Origin of the sequence: Clostridium sp. UBA4395 (assembly GCF_002390995.1) — a bacterium.
Lineage (GTDB): Bacteria > Bacillota > Clostridia > Clostridiales > Clostridiaceae > Clostridium_J > Clostridium_J sulfidigenes.
In genome coordinates, this window is record NZ_DGRF01000037.1 from 40,990 (window position 1) to 67,836 (window position 26,847).

The 26,847-nt window shown below is 31.0% G+C and carries 25 protein-coding genes and 2 riboswitches; all 25 genes read left to right on the forward strand.

Annotated features, from left to right (window positions below; translation table 11 throughout):
• Nucleotides 1-285 precede the first annotated feature (285 nt).
• Nucleotides 286-370, forward strand: a riboswitch (cyclic di-GMP riboswitch).
• A 97-nt stretch (nucleotides 371-467) separates the two neighbouring features.
• On the forward strand, nucleotides 468-1,205 hold the full coding sequence (locus B2694_RS05765; protein WP_346884931.1) for a prepilin peptidase: 738 nt from the start codon (nucleotides 468-470) through the stop codon (nucleotides 1,203-1,205).
• 85 nt (nucleotides 1,206-1,290) lie between these two features.
• Complete coding sequence (locus B2694_RS05770; protein ID WP_346884932.1) at nucleotides 1,291-2,979, forward strand: GspE/PulE family protein; 1,689 nt, start codon at nucleotides 1,291-1,293, stop codon at nucleotides 2,977-2,979.
• Nucleotides 2,980-2,997: 18 nt separating this feature from the next.
• Nucleotides 2,998-4,203 (forward strand): type II secretion system F family protein, encoded by a 1,206-nt coding sequence (locus B2694_RS05775; RefSeq protein ID WP_346884933.1) that lies wholly within the window; start codon nucleotides 2,998-3,000, stop codon nucleotides 4,201-4,203.
• A 328-nt stretch (nucleotides 4,204-4,531) separates the two neighbouring features.
• Nucleotides 4,532-4,978 carry a type II secretion system protein gene (locus B2694_RS05780; RefSeq protein ID WP_346884934.1) on the forward strand — a complete coding sequence of 149 codons (447 nt, stop codon included), beginning with the start codon at nucleotides 4,532-4,534 and terminating at the stop codon, nucleotides 4,976-4,978.
• A 603-nt stretch (nucleotides 4,979-5,581) separates the two neighbouring features.
• The gene (pilM, locus tag B2694_RS05785; RefSeq protein ID WP_346884935.1) at nucleotides 5,582-6,847 is read left to right on the forward strand and encodes a pilus assembly protein PilM; all 1,266 of its coding nucleotides are present in this window, start codon (nucleotides 5,582-5,584) and stop codon (nucleotides 6,845-6,847) included.
• Nucleotides 6,848-6,855: 8 nt separating this feature from the next.
• Nucleotides 6,856-7,431, forward strand: coding sequence for a PilN domain-containing protein (locus tag B2694_RS05790; protein ID WP_346884936.1), 576 nt, complete (start codon nucleotides 6,856-6,858; stop codon nucleotides 7,429-7,431).
• Entirely contained in the window at nucleotides 7,418-8,665 is a 1,248-nt protein-coding gene (gene pilO, locus B2694_RS05795) for a type 4a pilus biogenesis protein PilO (RefSeq protein WP_346884937.1), read from the forward strand. The genes B2694_RS05790 and pilO overlap by 14 nt, the downstream gene beginning before the upstream one ends.
• Nucleotides 8,652-9,512, forward strand: a complete 861-nt coding sequence (locus B2694_RS05800; protein WP_346884938.1) for a type II secretion system protein — start codon at nucleotides 8,652-8,654, stop codon at nucleotides 9,510-9,512. The genes pilO and B2694_RS05800 overlap by 14 nt, the downstream gene beginning before the upstream one ends.
• Before the next feature lie 58 nt (nucleotides 9,513-9,570).
• A complete protein-coding gene (locus B2694_RS05805; protein ID WP_346884939.1) occupies nucleotides 9,571-11,595 on the forward strand; it encodes a hypothetical protein in 2,025 nt (674 codons plus the stop codon).
• A gap of 19 nt (nucleotides 11,596-11,614) precedes the next feature.
• Nucleotides 11,615-12,109 carry a prepilin-type N-terminal cleavage/methylation domain-containing protein gene (locus tag B2694_RS05810; protein ID WP_346884940.1) on the forward strand — a complete coding sequence of 165 codons (495 nt, stop codon included), beginning with the start codon at nucleotides 11,615-11,617 and terminating at the stop codon, nucleotides 12,107-12,109.
• Between the two features lie 87 nt (nucleotides 12,110-12,196).
• Nucleotides 12,197-14,926 (forward strand): VWA domain-containing protein, encoded by a 2,730-nt coding sequence (locus B2694_RS05815; protein WP_346884941.1) that lies wholly within the window; start codon nucleotides 12,197-12,199, stop codon nucleotides 14,924-14,926.
• 190 nt (nucleotides 14,927-15,116) lie between these two features.
• Nucleotides 15,117-15,215: riboswitch (purine riboswitch) on the forward strand.
• Nucleotides 15,216-15,461: 246 nt separating this feature from the next.
• A complete protein-coding gene (gene guaB / locus B2694_RS05820) occupies nucleotides 15,462-16,916 on the forward strand; it encodes an IMP dehydrogenase (RefSeq protein WP_346884942.1) in 1,455 nt (484 codons plus the stop codon).
• A 22-nt stretch (nucleotides 16,917-16,938) separates the two neighbouring features.
• A complete protein-coding gene (gene guaA / locus B2694_RS05825) occupies nucleotides 16,939-18,468 on the forward strand; it encodes a glutamine-hydrolyzing GMP synthase (protein WP_346884943.1) in 1,530 nt (509 codons plus the stop codon).
• Nucleotides 18,469-18,809: 341 nt separating this feature from the next.
• Nucleotides 18,810-19,193: a hypothetical protein gene (locus B2694_RS05830; protein ID WP_346884944.1), complete on the forward strand. Its 384-nt coding sequence runs from the start codon at nucleotides 18,810-18,812 to the stop codon at nucleotides 19,191-19,193.
• A 258-nt stretch (nucleotides 19,194-19,451) separates the two neighbouring features.
• On the forward strand, nucleotides 19,452-19,814 hold the full coding sequence (locus tag B2694_RS05835; protein ID WP_346884945.1) for a NifB/NifX family molybdenum-iron cluster-binding protein: 363 nt from the start codon (nucleotides 19,452-19,454) through the stop codon (nucleotides 19,812-19,814).
• Between the two features lie 18 nt (nucleotides 19,815-19,832).
• The gene (locus tag B2694_RS05840) at nucleotides 19,833-20,663 is read left to right on the forward strand and encodes an ATP-binding protein (protein WP_346884946.1); all 831 of its coding nucleotides are present in this window, start codon (nucleotides 19,833-19,835) and stop codon (nucleotides 20,661-20,663) included.
• Entirely contained in the window at nucleotides 20,654-21,505 is an 852-nt protein-coding gene (locus tag B2694_RS05845; protein ID WP_346884947.1) for an ATP-binding protein, read from the forward strand. Before B2694_RS05840 ends, B2694_RS05845 begins: the two co-directional genes overlap by 10 nt.
• Nucleotides 21,506-21,539: 34 nt before the next feature.
• Nucleotides 21,540-21,896 (forward strand): NifB/NifX family molybdenum-iron cluster-binding protein, encoded by a 357-nt coding sequence (locus tag B2694_RS05850; protein WP_346884948.1) that lies wholly within the window; start codon nucleotides 21,540-21,542, stop codon nucleotides 21,894-21,896.
• A gap of 17 nt (nucleotides 21,897-21,913) precedes the next feature.
• A complete protein-coding gene (locus B2694_RS05855; RefSeq protein WP_346884949.1) occupies nucleotides 21,914-22,387 on the forward strand; it encodes a Fur family transcriptional regulator in 474 nt (157 codons plus the stop codon).
• The gene (locus tag B2694_RS05860; RefSeq protein ID WP_346884950.1) at nucleotides 22,357-22,812 is read left to right on the forward strand and encodes a DUF134 domain-containing protein; all 456 of its coding nucleotides are present in this window, start codon (nucleotides 22,357-22,359) and stop codon (nucleotides 22,810-22,812) included. Before B2694_RS05855 ends, B2694_RS05860 begins: the two co-directional genes overlap by 31 nt.
• The gene (locus B2694_RS05865) at nucleotides 22,799-23,272 is read left to right on the forward strand and encodes an ATPase P (RefSeq protein ID WP_346884951.1); all 474 of its coding nucleotides are present in this window, start codon (nucleotides 22,799-22,801) and stop codon (nucleotides 23,270-23,272) included. Before B2694_RS05860 ends, B2694_RS05865 begins: the two co-directional genes overlap by 14 nt.
• Nucleotides 23,273-23,340: 68 nt before the next feature.
• Nucleotides 23,341-23,631, forward strand: a complete 291-nt coding sequence (locus tag B2694_RS05870) for a DUF5320 domain-containing protein (RefSeq protein ID WP_346884952.1) — start codon at nucleotides 23,341-23,343, stop codon at nucleotides 23,629-23,631.
• Nucleotides 23,632-23,768: 137 nt separating this feature from the next.
• Entirely contained in the window at nucleotides 23,769-24,779 is a 1,011-nt protein-coding gene (locus tag B2694_RS05875) for a hypothetical protein (RefSeq protein ID WP_346884953.1), read from the forward strand.
• Between the two features lie 184 nt (nucleotides 24,780-24,963).
• Complete coding sequence (locus tag B2694_RS05880) at nucleotides 24,964-25,656, forward strand: hypothetical protein (protein ID WP_346884954.1); 693 nt, start codon at nucleotides 24,964-24,966, stop codon at nucleotides 25,654-25,656.
• 132 nt (nucleotides 25,657-25,788) lie between these two features.
• Nucleotides 25,789-26,811 carry a calcium/sodium antiporter gene (locus tag B2694_RS05885; protein ID WP_346884955.1) on the forward strand — a complete coding sequence of 341 codons (1,023 nt, stop codon included), beginning with the start codon at nucleotides 25,789-25,791 and terminating at the stop codon, nucleotides 26,809-26,811.
• Nucleotides 26,812-26,847: the final 36 nt, after the last annotated feature.

Below are 26,847 nucleotides of genomic sequence, written 5' to 3' on the forward strand. Positions count from 1 at the left end.
TTAAATAAAATTAAGACTTTCATGAAGTTTCATGGAAGTCTTTTTTACATCCATAATTAATGTTTACATAAATTCTCTCCAAATTTTATCAATTTAATTATCTACAAAGTCTATAAAAACCTTTAAAACAGTGGATTTTAAGGAGAGATGTAATAAAATAACACATAACAAGGAAAGTATATAGAAATATAATACATAATATAGTATAATATGTTTAACATTTATAAATTTATACAACAATAAAACCAATTTATATAAATGTAAAATAAATTTGTATAAAATTAAAGTAAGTTTAGATACAATGATGCAACTTTTTTATTTGGGTACCTTGAAAGTTGTTGAGTTAATGGTACAACCGGCTAAATTATAAATTTAGTCGGTTTTTTTGCGTGTATTTTATATACACATATGTAAAAATATAGTATAATAGTTTCTAAATAGAAATAAATGTAAAAGGATAATAAATTATGGGTTTTATAGTATTTTTATATGGAGTAGTAATAGGAAGTTTTTTAAATGTATGTATTTATAGAATACCTAACAATCAGTCATTAATTAGTCCACCTTCCCATTGTGGAAATTGTGATGCTAGATTGAAATGGAAGGATTTATTTCCAATAGTAAGTTATCTATGGCTTAAGGGTAAATGTAGATATTGTGAGTCTAAGATTTCTATGAGATACCCATTAGTAGAAGGGCTTACAGGAATTTTATTAGTAGGAATATATCTTAGATATGGCATAGGGGTAAGCTTTTTTAAGTATTCCCTTTTAACTCTATTTTTAATAGTCATAGCCCTTATTGATTATGATACTACAGATGTGTATTCTAGTGTAGTTTATAGTGGAATGGCAGTGGGTATAATCTTTATCCTTATAGAAAATGTAGCATATTCCCATAGTATAACTAACTATATTATTGGGGGATTAATAGGCCTAGGTGTTATTGGTTTAATATATGTTTTAACTGGTGGCATGGGTGTTGGAGATATTGAAATAGCAGTATTATGTGGATTATTTCTAGGATGGAAATTAGAGATATACTTTTTACTCATATCCTTCATTATAGGAGGAACAATTGCAGTTATGTTAATTGCATCAAAAAAGAAGTCAAAGGATGAGTATATTCCTTTAGGACCAAGCCTAGCTATGGGAGCATATATAGTTTTAATCATTGGAGAACAATATATATTAAATTTCATTTAATATAAGGAGTTTTAAGAAATAAAAAGAAGTATAAAACTTTTAGATAAGGATAAATAAATTAATTGTAAAGGTGAGGTGGAGAGAAATGGCAAGGAATACTGTCAGACTAGGTGACTTGCTAGTAAAGGCAAATAAAATTACCAGGTCACAATTATCAGAAGCCTTAGAGATTCAAAAGGTAAAGAGAAAAAAGCTGGGAGAATTATTAATCGATGAAGGTATAGTAACAGAGGATATTATTATAGAGGTACTTCAAGAACAGTTAGGTATTGAAAGAGTAACCTTAAGTAATATAGATGTAGATTCTAAGGCTGTTAAATTAGTTAACGAAGGCTTATGTAGAAAATATGAATTATTTCCTTTTTATACTGCTGATGGAGTAATAAAGGTAGCTGTATCAGATCCTTTAAATATATTTGCCATGGATGATGTAGCTATAACTACGGGACTAAGGGTGGAACCTTATATATCCACAAAGGATGACATCCATAAGGCTACGGAAAAGTATTATTCAGATAGAAATGTGGAAAGTGCTGTAGAAGAGATAACCAGGTCTAGGATAGTGTTTCATAATAAGACGGAAGATATAGAAAAGATTGATGAAGTTAAAAATGCTCCCACGGTAAAGCTAGTAGATTCCCTACTTAAAAATGCAGTGGAACAAAGAGCTTCTGATATTCATATAGAGCCCTATGAAAAATATATAAGAGTTAGGTATAGAATAGATGGTCAGCTAGAAGAAATATCATCTTTAAATATTGATGTACTTCCAGGCATAGTTACTAGAATAAAAATTCTAGCAAATCTTAACATAGCTGAAAAAAGAATTCCTCAGGATGGAAGAATAGTTACTGTAATCAATAATAAAAATATAGACATGCGTGTGTCTATAATACCTCTTATCACAGGAGAAAAGGTTGTAATAAGAATACTAGATAGAAGTAACTATAAAATTGGAAAAGATAATCTTGGTATGAGTAGTGAAAATATAAAAAATCTTGAAAACATCATATCTGCACCCCATGGAATAATTTTAGTAACAGGACCTACAGGAAGCGGAAAATCTACCACTCTATATACTATTTTAGGGGAACTTAATGATATTAATAAGAACATAGTTACTGTAGAAGACCCCGTGGAATACTCCATGGATGGAATAAATCAAGTAAATGTAAATAGTAAGGTAGGACTTACCTTTGCTGCAGGCTTAAGGTCTATATTAAGACAAGACCCTGATGTAGTAATGGTAGGGGAGATGAGAGATAGCGAGACTGCTGAAATTGGTATAAGAGCTGCCATAACAGGTCACCTGGTTCTTAGTACACTACACACAAATGATGCACCATCCTCAGTAATAAGACTTATAGATATGGGAGTTGAACCTTTCTTAGTTGCCACTGCCATAAAAGGAGTAATAGCTCAAAGACTGGTGAGAAGAATATGTCCAAGCTGTAAGGAAGCCTATGAGGGTGATGAAGCTGAAAGGAAACTTCTTAACTTAAATAGTGATGATAAAGTAACTCTTCATAGAGGCAAGGGTTGTGCTAGCTGTAATTATACTGGTTATAGTGGCAGACTTGGAGTCTATGAAATAATGAATGTAGATAGAGATATAAAAGATTTAATTATAAAATCTAATAACCCAGAAGAATTAAAGGATGAAGCTGTTAAAAAAGGTATGAAGACTTTATCAGATAGTTGTAGAGAGTTAGTTCTTAAAGGTGAAACCACCATGGAAGAAATGATGAAGATAATATTTATGGATAACTTGTAGAGGAAGGAGAACTAAATTATGTCTAAATATAAATATAAGGCTATTAGCTCTAAGGGTGAAGTTATTCAAGGAGTACATGAATGTAGGAGTAGGGAAGAGGTACTTAACCTTATGGTATCTAGTGGATATTCACCTCTATCTATTGAGGAAGCTATAGGCGGTAAGGAGATTATTCTAGGAAAGAGAAATAAGGTTAATAACAAGGATATTTGTATATTTTGTAGACAACTAGCTACCATGATAGAAGCTGGTGTTTCCATAACTAATGCCATAAGTCTTTTAGCAGAACAAATACCTAACAAGAAGCTGAGGGAGGTCCTCGTAAAAGTAGATGAAGATATAAGAAAAGGTGAAGAATTATCTGTAGCCATGGGTAAATACTCTAATGAATTTCCACCCTTACTTATAAGCATGATTCAAGTTGGTGAACAAAGTGGTACCCTAGATTCCATCATGAACAGGATGGCCACTTACTATGAAAAGCAAACCAAGATGAATGGTAAATTAAAAAATGCATTAATCTATCCAGGCATATTAGCCACAGTAACAGTGTTTGTAGTGGTATTTATTCTAACCTATATAATGCCAATGTTTATGGATATGTTTGAATCAGCAGGTTCAGACCTTCCAGCCATGACAAAGATAGTACTATCTCTAGGAGCTGGTATCAGGCACTACGGTGTATTAATAGGCCTTGTTATTGTAGGGATAGTAGTAGGCTTTAAATATTACACCAAGAGAGTTGATGCTGGAATTTATATGTACAGTAAATATAAACTGAAAAAGTCTCTCTTTAAAGACTTAAATCAAAAGATTGTAGTATCAAGATTTTCAAGGGGCTTATCTACAGTTTTAGGAGCAGGACTATCCATAGCTAGCTCCATAGATGTAGTATCTGCAGTATTAGAAAATAAATATGCAGATGTAAAACTAAAAACAGTAAAAGAAAGAATGTTAGCTGGAGATACACTATCCGATGCCATAAAAGAATCACAGTTGTTTCCACCAATGCTAGGGTCCATGATAAAAATTGGAGAAGAAGCTGGAGAACTAGACAACATACTAAGCAAAACAGCAGACTTCTACGACGAAGAGTTAGAAAGAGCAATAGAAGCCTTCACCACAATCCTAGACCCAATAATGCTAGTGATAATGGGAGTAGTAGTAGGATTTTTAATAATCTCCATCCTAACTCCAATGTTTGAAATGTACAACGTAATGTAAAAAGGACAAGCCTATCTTTTAACTAATATGAATAACGACTTCATATTATCTGCGCTCAATCGTTTCGGAACCTTGATTTACTAAAGGCCCTGATAATGAGAAAATCTAAAATACAACAACTCGGATGCGCTCAAACAAGTTGTATTTCTTAACGATTTTATCATTCTCATAGCCTAAGTAAATTCAAGAACCCTGCAAATGGTATTCGCTCAGATAATATTGAAGTCAAATATTCAAAATTATTTAAATCATAGTCAAAACAAAATAACAGGTCTAAACAGGGGAAACCCTTTAGAAATAAATAGAAATAATTAGGAGGTCATTTAAAATGATAAAAAGAGCAAACAACAAAAAGAAAAAAGGTTTTACACTAATAGAACTAATCATAGTTCTAGCAGTAATGGCAATCATAGCATTAATAGCTATACCAAACTTCGCAGCAGTAAGAGATAACTCAAAAATTAAAGCAGATAAACAAAGCTGTGAAACTATTGAAAGAACAGTTTTGATGTTAGTTTCAGATGAAACAATTAGTTTGGAAAGCGCTAGTACGAATGGAAGCATTGAATTTGTACCAGGAACTGCTACTGTGACAGGAATTAAAAAAGGTGATACGTCTGACACTAGAGCTGTAGATGTAATAATTGAAGAAGCATTAGGAGAAGTTAAAGCACCACAAGGTAAAGTTGGAACAGGTGAAGATGCTGCAAAGGCAACAAAATACACAATAACAATTGATACTAATGGTAAAGTTGATGCTGTAACGGCTGAATAATTTAATAAAGATAATTTCATCAAACATAAGTGTAAAGCCACCCTTTACACTTATGTTTCTAAAAATAAATAAAACATTCCTCTACATACTTAAACATCACTTATATGAACACTTAAACCATGGAAGAACATAAAAACATAAAAAGCTAAAAACATAAAAATTTTGGAGCATATACATAACTACTAAGATAGTAAAACACTACAAACCATTGATACCACAACAAATAGTTAACTATTTATATAGTTATATATAGAAAAATTTAAATAGCTATATAGTTAAATAGGTTTATAGAATCATAGTCAAATAGTTATATAGACTTATAGTTTCATATTTTAATAGGTATATAGATAAATATTCAATTTAAGAATAATGAAGAAAATTTTAAATTGTGCAATGTAATTTAATGATGAAAAAATAATATTATTCATAGTATTTCTCGGGGAATAAAGAAGATATATGAAAATTAATAGAAGTTATGAAAGAAAAATAATGATTTTGAAAGTTATCTAGGGTGCTAAGTTATTAGAGCCTTAGTGTATATAAAATAGATATAAATATTGTTAATTAAGCATAAAGGGTTTTAAGAAGAAGGGAGTGCTAATTTTGAGTTTGTTTAGTAAATCTAAGGTCAGTGAAGAATTGAAGAATAAGGAAATTCAATTAAATATAGATAATGGTACCTTATCAAATAAGGAAGGTTATCATAAAGGCATTGATGTTGAAAATTCTAAGAAGGAATCCATATGGAACAGAGATATAAAGTTACAGGATCTAAAATTTAAAAGAATAAAAAAAGTTGATGATAGTAAACCGGCTAAGCCTAAGAGTATAAGACTAGTGAGTCTTGACATAGGCTCTAGTGATATAAAAATAGTAGAGGGACAAGTTAAGGGTGGAAAATTAAAGATTTATAATATGAGGAAAATAAAATCTCCAGAGGATATTATTCAAGATGGGGAGCTTTTTAACGAAGAATCTATCTTACTTAAGTTGAAGGAAGAAATGAAAACCTCAAGGGTGAGAACTAAAAATATAGCTTTAGTTTCCTCTTCATCTACAATCATAAGTAGAGAGATTATAGTTCCTTATGTGGAGAATAATGAGGAACTAAAAACCTTAGTTAATTATGAAATAGAGCAATTTCTAGCTATAAATTTAAATAACTATGTAATTCAATTTATGAGATTAGAGGAAGTTATAGTGGATGAGGTAAGAAAGGAAAAGATATTTACTATTATATATCCTAAAAATCTCATTGAATCCTATAGAAACTTAGCTGAAAAACTACTTTTAAATCCCTATGCTTTGGATATAAGTAACAACTCCATAAGAAAACTAAGCAGCATTGCAGATATATATAATGTAGATTTAATAAATAAAGAGGAATCCATTTTGTATTTAGACTTAGGTTATAAAAGTGTAGATTTATCTATAGTTAATAATAATAATTTAGAATTTATAAGGGTTATGCCCATTGGTGGAATAGAAATAGATAAGTTTATAGCGGATTTAAATGGAATTTCTATGGAGGAAGCAGAGGAAATAAAGAAGACTCAGGTTGAAGTAGGAAAGCATAGGAAAGAAAATCAGCTTAATGATGGAGTAGTAGAAGTCATAGAGGGTTGGCTAGAGGATTTAAATAGAATTATTCAGTTCTATACTAATAAAAGTAATGGGAAAAAGATAAGTCATATATATTTATACGGTGGTACTTCTAAGTTAAGAGGAATAGATGAGTATATAGCCTTAAAGACTGGCATAGAAACTACAAAAATAATTACAGCTAACAATATAGAATTTAGTAAAAATGTAAATACAACAACCATTGAAGAGTATGTTAATGCATTAGGTGCATTAGTAAGATTGTAGGTGAGATTATGAATGATTTGAATTTTTTCTATGTGTATACAAATAAAGAAAGCGATGCAGGAGTAAAAAAAGCAATTTTTAGTGCAGCAGCTATAGTTGGGGCAGGTATTATAGTAACCTTGTCATTTAATACTTTTGGAATTTATAGAGCTGAAAAATCAATAAGTGATCTTAATAATAAAATTAATGAAGAAGCTTTTGTAGAAAGTTATAAGGAAAGTTTAGAGGTAGCTACAGAGAGAAAAACCTTTTCTACTTATAATAGTAAGTTAAATGAAATTTTCCATGGCATAATCGATAGAAATAAATTAAGTCCAGACTTTATTGAAGAGATAAATTATACCCTTCCAAAAGAGGTGTATTTTAAATCTATGAATTTTGCAGCAGGTTCTATAGAAATAAATGCTTCAGCTACAAATAGAGAGGCTATTGCTGAGTTTCAACATAATATGAATAATATTGAATTCATAGAAGAATCTCATATAGGTGGAATAGTGTCAGACTTAGGTGATGGTGAAAAAGAAGTATTTACCTTTACTATGACCTGTAAACTAAAGGAGGCCTACTATAATGAAAGTAAGTAAAAGAGAAAAATTTTTATTAGGAGTATTAGTCCTCATAATTATATGTACAGCATATTATAAGCTGGTTTATGAAAGGCAATATGCTAAACTGCAAGAAGTTAAACAGGAAGAATCAGAGCTGAATAAGAAATATAATGAGATGCTTTCAAATATAAATACTATTACAAAGAATAAAAGTGATATAAAAATATTAAAGGATAGTATAAGCTCAAAATCTATGCTTTTATATCCTAAGATCCATCAAGATAGAATAATAATAGAGCTAAATAAACTATTAAATGATGCTGGAATTAAGGGAAGTTTAACTTTTTCAGAGGTTACTGTTTCTCCAATAGAAGCTTATTTTTCAGAAGTAGTAGCCCCTAAGGAACAACCATCCCTAGAGCAGGTAGTAGAGGAGTCTATTAAAGAAAAGACCAAGGAAGATGTGGAAGAAAAACTAGAGGAAACTAAAGACCTTGGAGAAGATCAAGCTACTAAAAGAGATGAAGGAGAGTCAACTGGAAATAAGGTAGAGCAAATGAAGGTATCTGTATCCTTTAATGGTACCTATAAAAATGTTGCTAAGTTTGTAAAGCTAATATCAGAATATGAAAGAATTTTAGCTATGCCAAATATAAACATAACAGCCTCAGGAAATGATGAAGTCTCTGGAACTTTAGATTTAGAATTTTACTCCATACCAAAAATTAATCCTTATGAAGATTCAAAGTACTTAAAATGGACTTTTGACGAGGAGTATGGAAAGGAAAATCCTTTTTTAGAAGGAAGTCAAAGCTCCATGGCATCAAGAACTAGAGAAGGAAATAATTATGTTCTAATTATGGCTTTAAAGGGTGTGAATTCGGATTTACCAAGTTTAACTTTAGGTAAGGAAAATGACTTAACTAGAGAAAGTTATATATATAACGATGAAAATAAAAAGGTGGATGTGGAAATTGAAGTAAATAAGGAAGGTGGTAAGTACTATATTAAGTACAAAACAGAGAAATCTAGCTATCCATCAGATTATAGTAAAAATGGTATAGAGCTTAGGAATGTGGATGAGGAAAACATAAATATTGCAATATACTCATCTAAACGTATAGGTATTGATGATAAGGTAGGAGCAAATATAAAGGTAATAAATAATGCTAATGATAAGAAAGTTTCACTTACTATAATTGATGATGATAAAACTAGTCCAAGGGTGCAAATAACACCAGAAGGAAAGGTGGAGTATGTTAATAAATAAAGTTACTAAATCTAGAAAAAGTAAGAAAGGTTTTACTCTTCTAGAGCTAATAATTAGCTTTGCTCTAATTTCAATTATTCTTATTCCTATAGCTAATTTAGTGCTAACTTCTGTAAAAATAAATAAATCCACAGAAAATAAACAACAAGCTAAGGCAGTACTTCAGGAAACCATAGAAAATATTAAAGCTATAGATAATTTTTCAAGTGTTTTATCAAAACCTTTAAATAATGGCATTACTTTAAGTGAAGCTACAGGGGAAGATGGTAAGTTAATATATTCCCTAAGTGGCGAAATAAATGGATTTTCAATAGAGGGGTCTATAAAAGAAAAGTCACAGGTCATTAATAATAAGGTTAGTGAAATGGAAGTTGATAGAACTATATATTTTCACCACGGATCCATATCCATATCAAATGGTAAGGAGATTATAGGAGAAGCTATAAAAAAACTATCAGATAATTTAGCTACACCATCAGAGAAAGTCTTTATTGAAATGAAAGAAGCAGGGGAGATAAATGTTACTTATGGGGGAAGTATCATTGCTATTCCTAAACCAGAAGCTAATTCATTACTTATATGCTTAAATGAGGACAGTGAAAAGAAGTTAAATTTAAGTGTAGAAAATAAGAGCCATACAGAGAACTTAAAAATATATCTATTTAATGGGGAAAAAGTATCTGAAAGGCAAGATGTAATAATATCTAAATTTAATGGACAAATAGAATTAGTCGAAGGGGTTCAACATAGTGAGGATATTATCAATGAAAAATTGTACTTTGTAGATTTAAAAGCTAATAAAAATGGGGAAGTAGTAGAAAATATGAATTTAGAACTACTTAAGTAGAATAATTAATTAAAAGGGGTTTTAATAGAGTTATTAAATTAAGACGAGGAGGGAGAAGATGAGAAAAAGAAAGACTAAAGGTTCATCTATGTTACTTGTAATAGCTGTGTTTGGTATATTAGCTACCTTAGCACTGGCTATGCTTGGGGCCACCTATGCAAACTATAAGCTAAGAGTAGAAGAGAACAATAGGGTTAAGAATCTCTATTCTGCTGAATCTGGAATTGATAAGGCCTACGCTAGAATCACTAAAGTAGTAGAGATAGCTATAGAGGAAGGCATAGCGGCAGGTAATAAGGAAACTACAATAAAGAAGCAAAATGAAATTTTCAAAGGGGTTTATAAGGATTATATAGATGATAATCTTATAGATTACGTATCTAGAGAATATGTAGTAAATAGTAATAAGGCAGAAGTTAAGTGTGAGCTAAAAGCACCAACAATAAAAAAAGAGGATTTAGATTATAAAATTGTTAAGTTAACTTCTACCTATAAAGATGATAAAGGCAAAGAGAGGGTGGTGAGTGTAGCTTATAATTTAGTTACACCGGAAGAGTATAGAATCCTTGATAAAGCCGATGGAAACACATCTAAATTAATAAACTATACTCTAGCTGCTGATGGAAACTTAACTATTGCTACTGATTCATCCCATGTTAAGGAAGGTAAGGTAGAAGTGGACGGAAACCTTTGGATTCAAGGTTTACGAAGTAAAAATATGGTTAATAACCCAACGGTAGATAAGTATAAAGGCGGAATTGAGATAAATAATACTGATATAGAATTTAAAGGACAAGTTAACACCGCTGCTAATATTGCCGTAGACAAAAGTAAGGTAATCCTTAAGCCTATAAATTTAGGTCTTACAGAAGGTAATAATAGAATTTATGCTGAGAATATATTCTTAGGTAATTTAGCAGAAGGTGATGTGGATAGTGGTATAGATGTAGATTGCAGTAAGGCAGAGCTATATCTAGCTAACGATTTAGTTATAGGAGCTAGTGATGCAAAAATTAATATAAAAAACCTTTATGGTTTTAATGATTTAAATATTGCTTTGCCTACAGACAATGGACAGGTTATTAGGGGCTCTAGTTCTATAATAATTAATTCCATGAAGTGGCCTAATAATAAGGGTAATTTAACAGTTAGTGATAATGCCTACCTAATGGGTTCTGCTTATATAAAGACTCATAGAGAGCCTTATCAGACAGGAGAGTCTGTAGCCTTAAAGGGGAATTATAAGGCCTATGCCAAGGATTCTAATGGGAATTATAAGGACAGCCAATATGAGTATTTAGATCCCCTAGTCCTTATAACTAGAAATGCAGAAGGACAACCTTTAAATGTGGTAGATAAAGCAGAGCACTTTGTAGATTATAGTAATTCAAGTGATGAAAGTATAAGAGCAAAGGGAATATCCCTTCCACAGAAAACCTATACTGCTGGAGCCTATATTTCAGGAGGAAAAGCCCATGGAAATTCAGCAAGCCTAAATACCGAAGAACTTAACAAAATAGAAAATATGAAGAAAAGATTTGTACAAGCTGTTTATTATATGGGAAATGAAGACTTTGATGTGAATAAATTTGGGCAGGGTAAGGCTATTTATACTGTTGAAAATCAAATAAACTGGGATGGTGTATCTTCATTAATTTCTAATAGGGGTAACATTATTCAGTTAGAAAACATGGTAATTCTATTAAATGATGATGAAAATAGGGATATTGAAATTAATGATGATAAGCTTATCTTAAGACATGAAAATAAAGAAGTAACCTATAATAAAGAATTTAATAGGGACGAATCTAAAGATATAACTTATATAGTAGTGACAAAGGGTGATGTAAATTACAATGGAACTAAGGATTATAAAGGTACCATTATATCCTTAAAAGATATAAATATAAAGAATTCTAAGGGCTTAATAGGAACTGCTAAATTATCAGAAGATGAGATAAAAGATAAGAAGAATAAGGGTGTATTAGATTTTATCTTTACTCAAGGTAAAAACTTAGTAACAGAGAGAACTATACTAGCTACAGATTTGATTACAAAGGAAAAATGGACACTAGAAAAATAAGTTATAAGGTAGTGGGATTATGATTTTAAATAGAAAGAAAAAAGGAGTAACCTTAATAGAATTAGTGATAGCATTAGGACTTTTAGCTATAGTTACTTCATTCATATTCTCCTTTTTCTTTTCTAATGAAAGAAAGCTAGAGGAGATAAACACTAGATCAGACCTTCAATATGAAGCTAAGGTTATTTTAGATAGTATATCTAAACATGCCATGGCAGCTACTAAATGTAAAGTGGACAAAGAACTTGACGGTACTGTAAAAACTATAACCTTTTCAAAGGTTGAAGATGATGGCACAGTAACTGATGAAGGAGCTGAATTTATCATTGAAGAAAATAATGTTTATCTATCTACAAAAGAGGATGGTAAAAGGCTTATTGGTTCACATTTACATCATATAGAGACTTCAGATGACATTTTAAAGAGTATAGAAATTAGATTGTCATTAAAAGCAGAGGATATAGATTATTCAGTGAAAGAGAGTTTTTTATTTAGAAATAGTCATAAGAAGTAATGAATTAAGCTTCATTGGGAATAAAGTTCTCACTAAGGCAAGAAAGTCTGTTAACAACCTATCCTAATGGTGATGGAGGTGGATAAAATGAAAAAAAGAATCGGTTACAAAGCAATATTATGCATAGGGCTTATTCTCTGCATGACAGCTATCTTAGTAATGACTTCTGCATCAAATGCCAGTGCTGAAGTAGCAACAAAGCCAGCCTTTGAGGTAAAGATAAATTCAGTATCCCCTGAATTCCCTAAGGTAGGAGAAGATATTACTGTCAGTGGAGAAATAATTCCTAAACCTTTTGAAGCTGAAGTTCCAGCTAAAGAAATAGTATTGGTACTAGATGTATCAGGGAGTATGGCAGACAATGTATATGTAAATGGTAAATCCTCTACGAAGATAGCAGAACTAAAAAAAGCAGCAAAGAACTTTGTAGATAAAATGAAGGATGTGCCTAATTTAAAGATTGGGATAGTAGCCTATTCAAGTGAAGCTACTATAAATCCTAATGGTAAAGATGGTTATAAAAGTGTAACCAATGTTGACAACAACATTAAACATAGTATACCTAGGTATATTTCTATTGGTGATAGTTTTATAAATATAGATGATAAAAACCTTCCGGCTATGATAGATAATCTAGAAGCTTTGGGAGGAACTAATACTGGAGAAGGATTGAGAAAAGCTGAATATATGCTTGAATATGGAAACCCTGATGCTAATAAAACTGTAGTTTTAATGTCTGATGGATTACCAACATTTTATTCAGTAAAATCAAAGAATAAACAATATTATACTGCGACAGATAATACAGATCCTAGGTTCGCTGGGGATGGAAGCAAAGTAACTGATAAGACTATTTCCTATGCAACCACCATTGGTGGAATTATAAGAGGAACAGCAAATAATGTATTTTCTATAGGATATGGTTTAGGAAATGAAAAAAGTGAAGCCAATAAAACACTAAAGCAAATCCATGAATCCATGGGTGGAGCGGATAGTAATTTTTTTGCATCCAGTGACGGTGCCATTGATAATGTATTTAAGCATATAGCTACAGAAATCTTAGCTACCTATGCAATTAATAATGTAAAAATGAATATGAACCTTAAATCAGGATTTTCTCTAAACATAGGAGGAAATAAAGTAGGTATTGATAATATACTATATAAAACTGATGGTAAAGTTAAAAATGGTAAGGTTACATATGAAGCAGAGCCTGTGCCATTCAAATTTGTAATTAAAAGTGAAGTAACAGGACAGCATGAACTCTTTACTGGGTCTACAGTGAGTTTCCCCTGGAAAGATGATGAGATTATAACTGCTCCAGTACCTAGTATAAGTATTAATATAGATAAAAATGAATTACCTAATATTAGAGCTAAGTTAACAAGCCAAAGTGAAGTAGAGGCTTATCCAGGAGATGAAATAAAGGTAACCTATGATGTAATAGGAGAAGATTTTACTTTTGAAGATAGTAGCAATATGAGGAAAAAGGATATAGCAATAGTGTTGGATGTATCAAAGTCTATGTTAAAGAGTGGAAAGTTAGATGAGATAAAAATTGCTTTGGTAAATTCATTGATAAATAATAGTGGTTTAGCAAGGGATAATGTAAATTTTAGTTTAATAACTTTTAATAATAAATATAAAGTACACTCTAAGCTAACTAATAATCGAAATGAAATAATAAATATGATCCAAGCTATAGATATTGAAGATAAGGGACAAGATGATAACAATGCAAGGCAGATAGGCAATGCTATGGTAGAGGCAAAGGATATCCTTGATAGTAAAAATCCTGATGCAGATAAATATATGGTATTAATTGCATCGGATCATTTGAACTACAATGATAAGAAGATTCCTGATTTAAGTGATGAAAAGTATAATATCATGAGCTTAAATTTAAAGAATGGAAATAAATGCTTAGATGAATTACATGAAGGAATGGGAGAAACTTTAGAAAACTATTTTATAAGTGAAGATAAAAGTGGTGAGGATATAGAGAATCCTTTAATGGGTAACTTAGCCGATAGAATAATATCTCAAGGAAGATATATGACTTATGAAATTCCAACAGAATTAAAGTTGAACTTAGGTGATAATTTTACCATGGTTTCTAGTGTTAAATCTTATAAAGATGGAATAGCTACTATTGAAGGACCAACTGTTGTCTATGAAAATAAAGGTGATGGAAAATATCAAGCTAATAATGAATCCTATAAAGTAAGCTTTATAATAAAACCTAAAGAAGAAAAAAGCGGAACTTTATCCTTTGGAGATAATAATGTTATAGCCTATAAAAATTTGCGTAAAGAAGAGGTTACGAAGGGCATACAAACCCCTAAGGTGAATTTAATATCTCCAGTAGTAGACTTAATACATGGCTTAGATAATGGAGTCACAAGTAGTGGGTATAGTATCACTGAAGGAGAAGTACGTATAGCTAATGATATGAAGGTTAATATAGCCTCTGTAGCAACTATATTGTCTAGCAATGTCAATGTGGAGCTTAGAATAAATAAGGATATAGATTTACAGGATTTAAGCAAGATAAAGGTATATACTCTTAAAGGCGGTAATTTAGTGCCTATGGAGTGTACTATAACTAGTATTGGAACGAATTTAGGTCAAAACTGCTATAATATTAAGCTACATCCAGATATAAAAGGAGAAACTCAGATTGTGGTAAAATATCAGTGTCATATGCCAAAGGATGCTTATGGTGAAGAGAATGGTTCTTATGAGAATAATATTTTATTTAATAAGGAAGAAAAAACCTTTAGGCTTAAAGGGGAAGCTTTACCAGATTTATTTTAAAATTTTAAGTATAAATATACATTATCTCACTATAATTTTTTAATTAATTATAGTGAGATAATGGAAAAATTCTCATTAGTAATGTATAATTATTATATAAGTCGATAAATTTCTACAAAATTTAGAAAATAGGTTAAAAGTTTTCCTTGACAAACATACTTATTTTAAATAAAATAGGTGTAATCAATTAATAAATTATGAATAAATAACTCATATATCCCTTGAATATGGCAAGGAGTTTCTACCGGAAACCGATAAATTTCTGACTATGAGTAAAAGTAATCATGTTATAGATTTCATTGAATTTATGGACATGCTTAATTTTACTTGTATGTACATAGTATGAACTCTAAAGGAGTTATATTATGGGTGGAAAGTGAATTAAGCATGTTTTTGTTTATGTTTTAATTAAATTTAAAATATAAACAAAAACTATGTTGGAGAATTTAATACAATAATTTTAATTGATTTCAAATTATAAGTATAACTAAAGTTAATTATAAAGAAAATAATATAGAAGGAGAGGATTTAAATTATGGCAAAGATATTAAAACAAGGATACACTTTTGATGACGTATTATTAGTTCCAAATAAATCTGAAGTTTTACCAAAGGATGTTAGATTTAAAACAAACTTAACTAAAACTATAGCTCTTAATTTACCACTAATAAGTGCTGGAATGGATACAGTAACTGAAAGTAAGATGGCAATAGCTATGGCCCGTGAAGGCGGAATTGGAATTATCCATAAGAATATGTCTATAGAAGCTCAAGCAAGCGAAGTAGATACAGTTAAAAGACAAGAAAATGGAGTAATTGTAAATCCATTCTCCATAGGAAAAGATAATGTTATACAAGATGCATTAAACATAATGTCAAGATATAGAATATCTGGAGTGCCGGTAACTGAAAATGGAAAATTAGTTGGTATAATTACTAATAGAGATATAGTGTTTGAAACTGATTATAGTAAAAAAGTAAGTGAAGTGATGACTAGTGAGAATCTAGTTACTGCAAAAGAGGGAACAAGTATTGAAGAAGCTAAGACAATACTTGCAAAACATAAAATTGAGAAATTACCTTTAGTAGATAAAGATTTTAATCTTAAAGGATTAATTACTATAAAGGATATAGAAAAGGCTGTGAAATTCCCTAATGCTGCAAAGGATGCTTCAGGAAGATTACTTTGTGGAGCTGCAGTAGGAGTTACAAAGGATATGATGATAAGAGTTGATGCTTTAGTTAAAGCTCACGTAGATGTCATTACTATAGATACAGCACATGGACACTCTAAAGGGGTTATAGATGCAGTTAGAGAAGTTAAAGAAAAATATCCAGAGCTTCAAGTTATAGCAGGTAATATTGCAACAGCAGAAGGTACAAGAGCTTTAATAGAAGCTGGAGCAGATTGTGTTAAAGTTGGTATAGGACCTGGATCTATCTGTACTACAAGAGTAGTTGCAGGAGTTGGAGTTCCTCAACTTACAGCAGTTATGGACTGTGTTGAAGAAGCAGAAAAATCAGGAGTTCCAGTTATAGCTGATGGAGGAATAAAATATTCAGGAGATATCGTTAAGGCATTAGCTGCTGGAGCAAAAGTTTGTATGATGGGTTCAATGTTTGCTGGTTGCGCCGAAGCACCAGGTGAAATAGAAATATATCAAGGTAGAAGTTACAAGGTATATAGAGGAATGGGTTCTTTAGGAGCTATGGCAAACGGAAGTAAGGATAGATATTTCCAAGAAGATAACAAGAAATTAGTACCAGAAGGGGTTGAAGGAAGACTTCCATTTAAGGGTAGCGTAGTAGATACTATATACCAATTAATTGGTGGTATTCGCTCAGGAATGGGATATTTAGGAGCACCTACACTAAAAGATTTATATGAAACTGCAAACTTCGTAGTTCAAACTTCAGCTGGATTTAGAGAAAGTCATCCACATGATATAGTAATTACTAAGGAAGCTCCAAATTATAGTGTAAATCAATAATCTAAGAAGGAGAGCTTAATTTATGGATAGAGAATTAGTATTAGTTGTTGACTTTGGTGGTCAATATAATCAATTAATAGCAAGAAGAGTAAGAGAGCATGGAGTATATTGTGAGATAATTCCATATAGTACTTCTGTTGAAAAAATAAAAGAATTAAATCCTATGGGAATAATATTTACTGGTGGCCCTAACAGTGTTTACGGAGAGGGTGCACCAAGAGTAGATAAGGAATTATTTGAATTAAACATTCCTATCCTAGGAATTTGCTATGGTGCTCAGCTTATGTCCCATGTTTTAGGTGGAGTTGTTAAGACTGCTACTGTTAGAGAATATGGAAAAACTGATGTTAACTTAAACACAAATAATAAATTATTTAATGGAATAAAAGAAAAACAATGCTGGATGAGTCACACTGACTTTATAGAAAGTGCACCACAAGGCTTTGAAATTATAGGTCATACAGATGAGTGTCCTATAGCTGCAATGGCAAATGAAGAAAGAAAACTTTATGGGGTTCAATTCCACCCAGAAGTTCAACACACTTTATTTGGAACAGAGATGCTTAAAAACTTCTTATACAATGTATGTGAAGTTAAGGGAGACTGGTCTATGTCTGCCTTTGCAGAAGAAAAAATTGCACAAATTAAAGAATTAGTAGGAGATAGAAAAGTGCTTTGCGCTCTATCAGGTGGAGTTGATTCATCTGTTGCAGCAGTACTTGTTCATAAAGCAATAGGTAAAAACCTAACTTGCGTATTTGTAGATCATGGTCTACTTAGAAAAGATGAGGGAGATCAAGTTGAGAAAATCTTTAGAGAAGGCTTCGATATGAACCTTATCAGAGTAAATGCTCAAGAGAGATTCCTTGGAAAACTTAAAGGTGTTTCTGATCCAGAGAGAAAAAGAAAAATCATTGGAGAAGAATTCATCAGAGTTTTTGAAGAAGAGTCAAATAAACTTGGTAAAATGGATTTCTTAGTTCAAGGAACTATTTATGCTGACGTTGTAGAAAGTGGAACTAATTCATCAGCTACAATTAAGAGTCATCACAACGTAGGAGGACTTCCAGAGGACATAGAATTTGAACTAATAGAGCCATTAAGAGAGTTATTTAAAGATGAAGTAAGAGCTGTAGGAGAGGAAATTGGAATTCCACACCACTTAGTATGGAGACAGCCATTCCCAGGACCAGGACTTGCAATAAGAGTACTTGGTGAAATTACAGAAGAGAAGCTACACATAGTAAGAGAAGCAGATGCTATATTTAGAGAAGAGGTTGCAATTGCTGGCCTTGAAAGTGAAATCTGGCAGTACTTCGCTTGCTTACCTAATATAAGATCAGTAGGAGTTATGGGGGATGAAAGAACCTATAGCCATACAGTAGCCTTAAGAGGAGTTACATCTTCTGATGGAATGACATCAGACTGGGCAAGAATCCCTTATGATGTACTAGATAAGGTATCTAGAAGAATTGTCAATGAAGTTAATGGAGTAAATAGAATTGTATATGATATAACTTCAAAACCACCTTCAACTATTGAGTGGGAGTAATATAAATATTCTAATAGATTAGATATTACTCTATCAACTCCTTGGCAGAGTAATATCTTTTCTTAAACCCTAATGTATTTATACATGTTATCATGTTTAAATAAATCACACCCAAAGAAAGTAGTTATAAGTTTCTATATAATATAGAAATTTCATAGCTACTTTTTTTATTTATAAATAAATATAAATAATATACAATGTAAGTATTAATTTATAACTTATAGTGTTAAAAAATAAAATAGTAGAATTATTTATTTAATTTACAGCAATATTTACCAATTATAATGGCACAATTTTTCTTATGCAAGAATACCATAATATTGTAAAGGAGATGATTAAAAATGGCTTTAGAAATACACGATCATAACAGAGATGACCAGTCTTTATATGATGAATGTAAAAGACATGTTTATTATCATGTTATTTTAACAATGAGAGACGGAAGCATAGTGGATGGAATAATTGAGAATGTAGATGGAGATCGCGTTACCATGTTAGTGGGCGAAGATGTAATGGAGCTAGATGATGAAAATCAATATGCTCAGCAACGACAATATAACCCTTATGGACGTCCTAGAAGAAGACAGAGACGTTATAGACGCAGAAATTTATCACTTTTAGATTTAGCTAAATTATTAATAGTACCATATCCACCTTATATTTCTCCATATCCATATTACACCCAATATCCAGGTCAGTATACTAATCCATATTATCCTTTTTAATGAGGAATACTTAAACAGCAGTATTTTTGATTTTTTATAATTAAATAAAGACAATATTCAAGAGTATTGATGGAATAAAATTATCCCCAAAGTAGTTATGAATTTTCTATATGAATTAGAAATTTCATAACTATTTTTTTATAAAAAGTTATAATTGGCATTTGACAATAACTTAAAATGGTAGTAACATATAATTAGCAAATGCCAATAATGAAAATCACATAAAAGAATAATTAATAAAGAAATGAGGAATGGAAAATGAAAATAGCAGTTTCAGCAGCAGGAAAAACTATTGTAAATTTACTTGATATGAGATTTGGAAGATGTGAGTATTTTCAAATTCATGATACTGAAAGTGGAGAAATTAAAGTTTTAGAAAACCAAGGCAAAAATGCTAGTGGTGGAGCAGGTATTTCTGCATCTAACCAATTAATTGATGAAAACATAGATGTTATTATCACAGGAAATCTTGGACCTAATGCTTTTGAAATCATTGAAAAATCAGGAGTTAAGGCATATAAGTGTGATGGTATAGTTATAGCTGAGGCTATAGAAAAATATAAAAAAGGTGAACTTGAAGAAATAAAAATGTCTGGTCCTGCACATCACGGAGCTCACTAGATTGGAGATGAATAGGTAGTGAATATAGCAGTACTTAGTGGAAAAGGCGGTACAGGAAAAACCACAGTATCTACTAATCTTGCTCTTGCTCTAAAGGCAAATTATATAGATTGTGATGTGGAAGAGCCTAATGGTTTCTTATTCCTAAAGCCTACAATAGATACAAAAGAAAAAGTAATGGTAGAATATCCAATCATAGATGATAACAAATGCACTAACTGTGGAGCTTGTGTAAAAGCTTGTCAATTTAATGCTCTAGCAAAGGTTAAAGATGATATTATGCTGTTCCAAAAGTTATGTCATGGTTGTGGAGCATGCGAAATTGCATGTAAATATGGTGCTATAACCTATGGCGAAAGAGAAATGGGCAAGGTTGAAAAAGGATCAGTAAGGGATATAAACTGTAGCAGAGGCGTTTTAAATATAAGCGAGCCAATGGCAGTGCCTGTTATTAGAGAATTACTTAATGGATTATCTAAGGGAACTAATTTAATAGATTGCCCACCTGGAACTTCTTGTAATGTGGTAAATTCTTTGAAATATGCTGATGGGGCAATACTTGTTACAGAGCCTTCTGAATTTGGTCTTCATGACTTAAAGATGGCAGTGGAACTTGTGAGGATGTATGATATTCCCTTTGGCATAGTTATAAATAAGGATGATGGAAAAGATAACATAGTAAAAAAGTATTGTAAAGAAGAAAATATAGAATTAATAGGGACAATTCCCTATGATAAGGCTACAGCAGTACTTTATTCTAAGGGAGAAATACTCTATGATTATTTAGTTCATAAGAAGATATTTGATAAGCTTTCAGAGGGAGTAAAGGAGGTGCTATCTTGGAATTAGTAGTTTTAAGTGGAAAAGGTGGCACTGGAAAAACCACCATTGCAACAGCTTTAGCTGAACTTGAAAAAGATGTATTAAGAATAGACTGTGATGTAGATGCTCCCAATCTTTATCTCTTTTACAAGGGAAAAGATATTGAGAAAGATAAATTTGTAGGTGGAAAAAAAGCATCAATAGATGAAAGCATTTGTATTAAGTGTGGTAAATGTGAAGGTGTTTGTAAATTTAATGCCATAGAAAACTTTACTATAAATCCATTTCTTTGTGAAGGCTGTGGAGCATGTACATTAGTGTGTCCTGTAAATGCAATAAAACTAGAGGATGAAAAGACAGCAGATACCTTCATTACAGAGCTAGATAAAGGCATAATTTCAAGGGCAGAAATGGGTATAGGTAGTGATGGTTCAGGAAAATTAATAACTGAATTAAGAAAAAATGGTAAGAGATTTAATAAGGATGAAAAGTTAACTATAATTGATGGCTCACCAGGTATTGGATGTGCTGTTATAGCTTCAATAACAGGTTCAAATGCAGTTTTAGTTGTAACAGAACCTACAAAATCAGGTCTTGAAGATTTAAAGAGAGTAGTACAGCTGTGTAAACACTTTGGAGTTTTTACTATGGTTTGCGTAAATAAATTTGATATAAATGAAGAAGTTACAAAGGAAATAGAAAACTTTATTTATGAAAATCAAATAGTTTTAGTAGGTAAAATTCCTTATGATGACATGGTTATGAAGTCTATAAATGAATTAAAACCTATAACTTTCTACAAGGATAGCATAGCTGAAAAAGCTATTGAAGCTATGTGGAGTAATATGACTAAGTATATATTAAATTAAAATTATTTAGGTAAAATAAAAGGAGGAATTTTTAATGAAAATAGCAGTTGCAAGTGATGAGAAATATGTAAGTGGACATTTTGGACATTGTGAAGGATTCACAATATATGAAGTAGAAGAGGGTAAGTCTTTAGAAAAAAATTTTACTCCAAATCCAGGACATAGACCAGGATTTCTTCCAGTATTTTTAAGAGATTTAAAGGTGAATGTTATTATTGCAGGTGGTATGGGAGAAACAGCACAAGACTTATTTAACGAAAATGGAATTGAAGTTGTAGTTGGTGCACAAGGACTTAGTGATGATGTAGTTCAGAAATTTGTAAATGGTGAATTAAAATCAACAGGTAGCGTTTGTACAGAACATCAACATGAAGGTCACTGTAACGAATAATTAAAAAGGATGATTTTATGAATAATGATTTAATACCTATCAAAAAGCTTTTAAGGAAAAATGGATATAAGTTTACATTGGGTAAAAGAATTATTTTAGAAGTAATTCTAAAAAGTGATATTCACTTAAATGCTAAGGAAATATATGAAAAAATTAAAGAAAAGAATATAGGACTTGCCACTATTTATAGAGCTTTGAAGGTATTTAATGAGTTAGGAATAGTAAAAGAGATAAATGTTAATGGCATAAATTATTATGAAATGAAAATATTTAGTGGCAAACCCCTGCATATTCATTTTAAATGTTATAAATGTAATAGTATAATTGATATAGATAGTCAAAACCTAAATTTTGACTATCTTAAATTAAATAAAAGAATAGAAGAAGAAAGTAACGTAGAAATATATGATTCTGATATAATGTTTATAGGATTATGTAGTAAATGCAGGGAGGATTTAAAGTGCCAAGACCAACAAAATTTAGAAGAGTAGAGTTTTTCCCAGAGGATACTTATTTTGTTCCATGGGGAAAGCCTAAATGTGAAATTAAAGAAACAGTTTTAAAGGTAGAAGAACTTGAAGCTATGAGACTTAAAGATATTGAAGAATTAAATCAAGAACAATGTGCTGAAAGAATGCAAGTATCAAGACAAACCTTCCAAAATATTATTGATAGTGCAAGGAAAAAGATAGCTATTGCTTTAACAGAAGGAAATGCTATAAGAATAAGTGGTGGTAACTACAGAGCTACTTTTTGTAAATTTAAGTGCCTTCATTGTGGAGATGTGTATGATATAAATTATGAGCAAGACAAGGATAATTGTCCTACTTGTGGTTCAGAGGAAGTTGTTTGCAGCAAGAAAGCAGAGCTTTGTAAAAGATGGTGTAGAGGAAATAGGGTAGATGATAAATCTTAATATACCGGGTTATGAAAGTATTAATATTAAAAATGTTGTTTTTGATTTTAATGGTACTATTGCGAAAGATGGTATTTTAATTGACGAAGTAAAAGAAAAAATTAAAACTTTAGCATCTAAGGAAGTTGATATATTCATTCTTACAGCAGATACTTACGGAACTGTTTTAAAGCAATGTATTGAACTACCTGTTAAGGTAGAAGTTTTTCAAAAAGAAAATGCAACAAAAGATAAAAAACAAATAGTTGAAAAATTGGGGCATGATGTAACTGTTACCCTAGGTAATGGAAGAAACGACATAGAAATGTTTAAGAGTAGTGTTATTTCTATTGCCGTCATAGGTGAAGAAGGTTGCTATTCTAATACTATACTAGAAGCAGATATTGTAGTAAATAACATAGTTAATGCTATAGATCTACTATTAAAACAAAATAGAATTAAAGCTACAATGCGAACTTAACATTACTACAAAGGTATGGCTAATTGTTTATATAATTGTGGATATAAAAATTATAAGGAGATGGTCTTATGCCAAGAAGAGATGGTACAGGTTCAATGGGATATGGTTCAAAAACAGGAAGAGGAAGAGGACTTTGTGGTACATCTGAAGAAATAAGTAGAATTGGTAAAGCAGGTTTAGGATTAGGTCTGGGTTTAGGTCTAGGTTTAGGTTGCAGAAGAGGATTTGGAAGACGTTGTTTTAATAATACAATTAGTCTTGAAAATCAAAGAGATTTACTTATGGAGCAAAAAGCTATTTTCGAAAATAGACTTAACTTGTTAAATGACCAGTTGGATAATTTAAGTGATAGTAAATAAGAGGTGGATTTCCACCTCTTATTTATTTATCTATTAAATTTATATTATTTTACAGATAGAAAAATATAAGTTTAAGAATTTAAAATCCATTCTCTAGGAATAATAAATTTAAAGTCATAGGAATGGAGAGTGCTGATGTGAAAAATTTTAAGGTGATTGTTTTAGTAATATTTATCACTTCTTTTATAGTTAACTCACCTATAGAGGTTTTAGCATTACAAAGTAATAAGAGAAAAGATGATGATAAGAGGATAATTGAAATATGTGATGAAGTGAGAACTACTCCTGTGGATGAGGAAGAATTATTAAAGCTAACAAGGGAAGGAGTGTGTAAAGAAGATGCTGAGTTTTATATAAGACTTGATGAAATAGTAGAAAGACTAGAACAGTGTGATTTAGAAGTGATATTAGATAATTCCATAGAAGATATAACTGATAAAGATTTTAGAAACAATAAGGAATACTATAGAAATCAAATACTAAAGGGAGATAAGGTTGCCTTAAAGAAAGCCTTTAAATCACTAAAAAATATTTTTAGTGAAGAGGAATACACAGAAAAGGTAATTAATACCTTTGCTAATAAATCTGCCTATGAAATAATTTATCCTGATGGTTCAAAGATTACCTATAACACAAAAAACTCTCAAAGAGAAAATTTAAATAGAGAAAAGAATATTAAAAAACCAGTTATGGCTAATAAGGGTTATGAAGAAATCCTCATGGAAGAGGGAGTTTCATATGCCTATGGAAAGGCTGAAGCTAAAGAAGCAGAGTGGTCCTTTGAATCAGAATTATCCTATTCTAAAGTGCATCTATATACTGAATTTTTACTAGGTACTGATAAAATATCAAAAATTAACTACGCTAGAGGTGGGCAATCTTCCTATGGAGTAGTTAATATTGCAAATAGTACTGGAGCCACTATCTCTAGAACCTATAGTGAAAGTAAAGAAATACCTGCAGAAGCAAGAAATGAAGTCATATTTACTGTGACAGGTTCCTTTGGAGCTTCCTTTTTAATCTTATCCATAGGAGCAAATCCAGGATATAACTGGACTCAATATATAATATTTAGACTTTATGAAGTAGAAAAAATAGATGATAAATATGGAGCTCACTACAAATGGTACGCCGCTGAATTTAAGTGAGACTCCAAATTTTATATTTGGTTAGTCGAACTTACTCATTCGAATGAACATGAGAAGGAGTGTCCTCCCGAGCAAAGCGAGAAAATAAATCTATGATTTGGTTAGTCGAACTTACTCATTCGAATGAATATGAGAAGGAGTGTCCTACCGAGCAAAGCGAGAAAAAATTAAAGAGGAATGTTATATGAGTAAACTTAAGAAGAGATATAAAAACAAGAAGAGATACAAAATCAAAAATGAAAAAACAATTAAGAAAAATAGAAGAATTTTTATGATTTCAGTTATAGGGTTATTCTTATTAATTACAGCTATTCTAATTAAGAATGATTTATTTAAAGAAACCATGGAGATAAAAAGCGGTAACTTCCCTATAAAGGATGAAGAACCCTTTGAAGTAAAGTTAACAGATAAGATAACCTATCTTCTATCTAAGAACCTTAACATAGGTGAAGATAGAATATCTATTCTAAATGTATCAGATATACAAAAGGATAAATTAGTCATGTTTTTATATGAGGACAATGGTAAAAACTATGAGGGGTTATGCCAATTAAGTAAAGTAGAAAATTCTTATAACATCATAGCAACTTCTACAAAAGAGGTAGATAAACATGCTCCTTTTACAGTGAATGTAATGGAAATAAGGGTAAGTGCTACTGAGAATTACAAAGTTCTTGGAGGAGTAATAAATGATGAAAATATAAAAAGTATAAATATTAACTTTACTAATAATACTATGACAAATATATTAATTGGAGAAGATAGATCATTCTTTTATGTAATAGAAGAAAATGAGATAGATATTTTAACTATAGAAGCATTAGACAATTCTCTTAAAATATTTTATAAATGGTACAGCAAAGAAAAAGGAATATAAGATAAATATAAACTCGGTGAATATGTTAAAATTCATTGAGTTTATTTGTTTTAGCCATTATTATAAGTATATAGGGTAGTTTGAAGTAATTTACATAATACTGTATACTGGCATAAGAGGGTGGAGGATATAATGGAGATGTTTTTACCTATAGTAATGTTTATTATAGGAATTATAGTAATAATAAAGGGCGGAGATATATTTGTAGACTCAGCTATGTGGATTGCTGAGATAACAGGAATACCAAAAATAATTATAGGAGCAACCATTGTAAGTTTAGCAACTACTCTTCCAGAGTTTTTTATAGCTTCAGTGGCAACTATTATGGGATCACCAGAGATTGCAGTAGGTAATGCTATAGGCGCAATAATTTGTAATACAGGGCTTGTTCTTGCTATTTCAATGATTGCAATGCCTGTAGAGGTAGAAAAGAAGAGGTTTATGCCAAGAGCTTTTATGATGGTAGTATCTATGGTTTTACTATTACTTTTTTCTACAGATGGAAATATTAATAGAATAGAAGGGGTAGTCCTTTTAGGGTTATTTGTGTACTATATAAGAAAAAATGTAAAGGGTGCTAAAAAGTCCCTTCAAATTCCTGATGAGACTGCTATTACTATAGATGAAATTAGTGTTAGAAGAAGAGTAAAAAAGAGAGAATTTGCAAAACATATAGTTGTATTTATAATAGGAGCAATACTTATAGGATGTGGAGCTAGGTTATTAGTTGTAAATGCGCAGATTATTGCAAGGTATTATGGAGTCACAGAAGGAGTAATTAGTTTAACCATTATGGCCTTAGGAACATCTTTACCAGAATTAACTACTGTTTTAACTTCTATATATAAGAAGGAAAGTGGAGTAGGGGTTGGTAATGTTATTGGTGCAAACATACTTAATATAACAATGACTATAGCTGCTAGTAGTATTTTAGCTAGGGGTGGATTAGTACTAAACTCTAGAAATATTCATATATTTAACGCATCTTTTATAAGCTTTAATCAGACTATACTTTTAGATATTCCAGTGGCTCTAGTATTGATGCTACTTATAATCTTACCTATATCAACTAATGGAAGATACTCTAAGAGAAATGGAATAATGCTGCTTAGCGTTTATATAATATACATAAGTTTTTTGATTTTAATAATATAAGGTATCTTACCATCTTTGACTTGTTATTTATTTTCA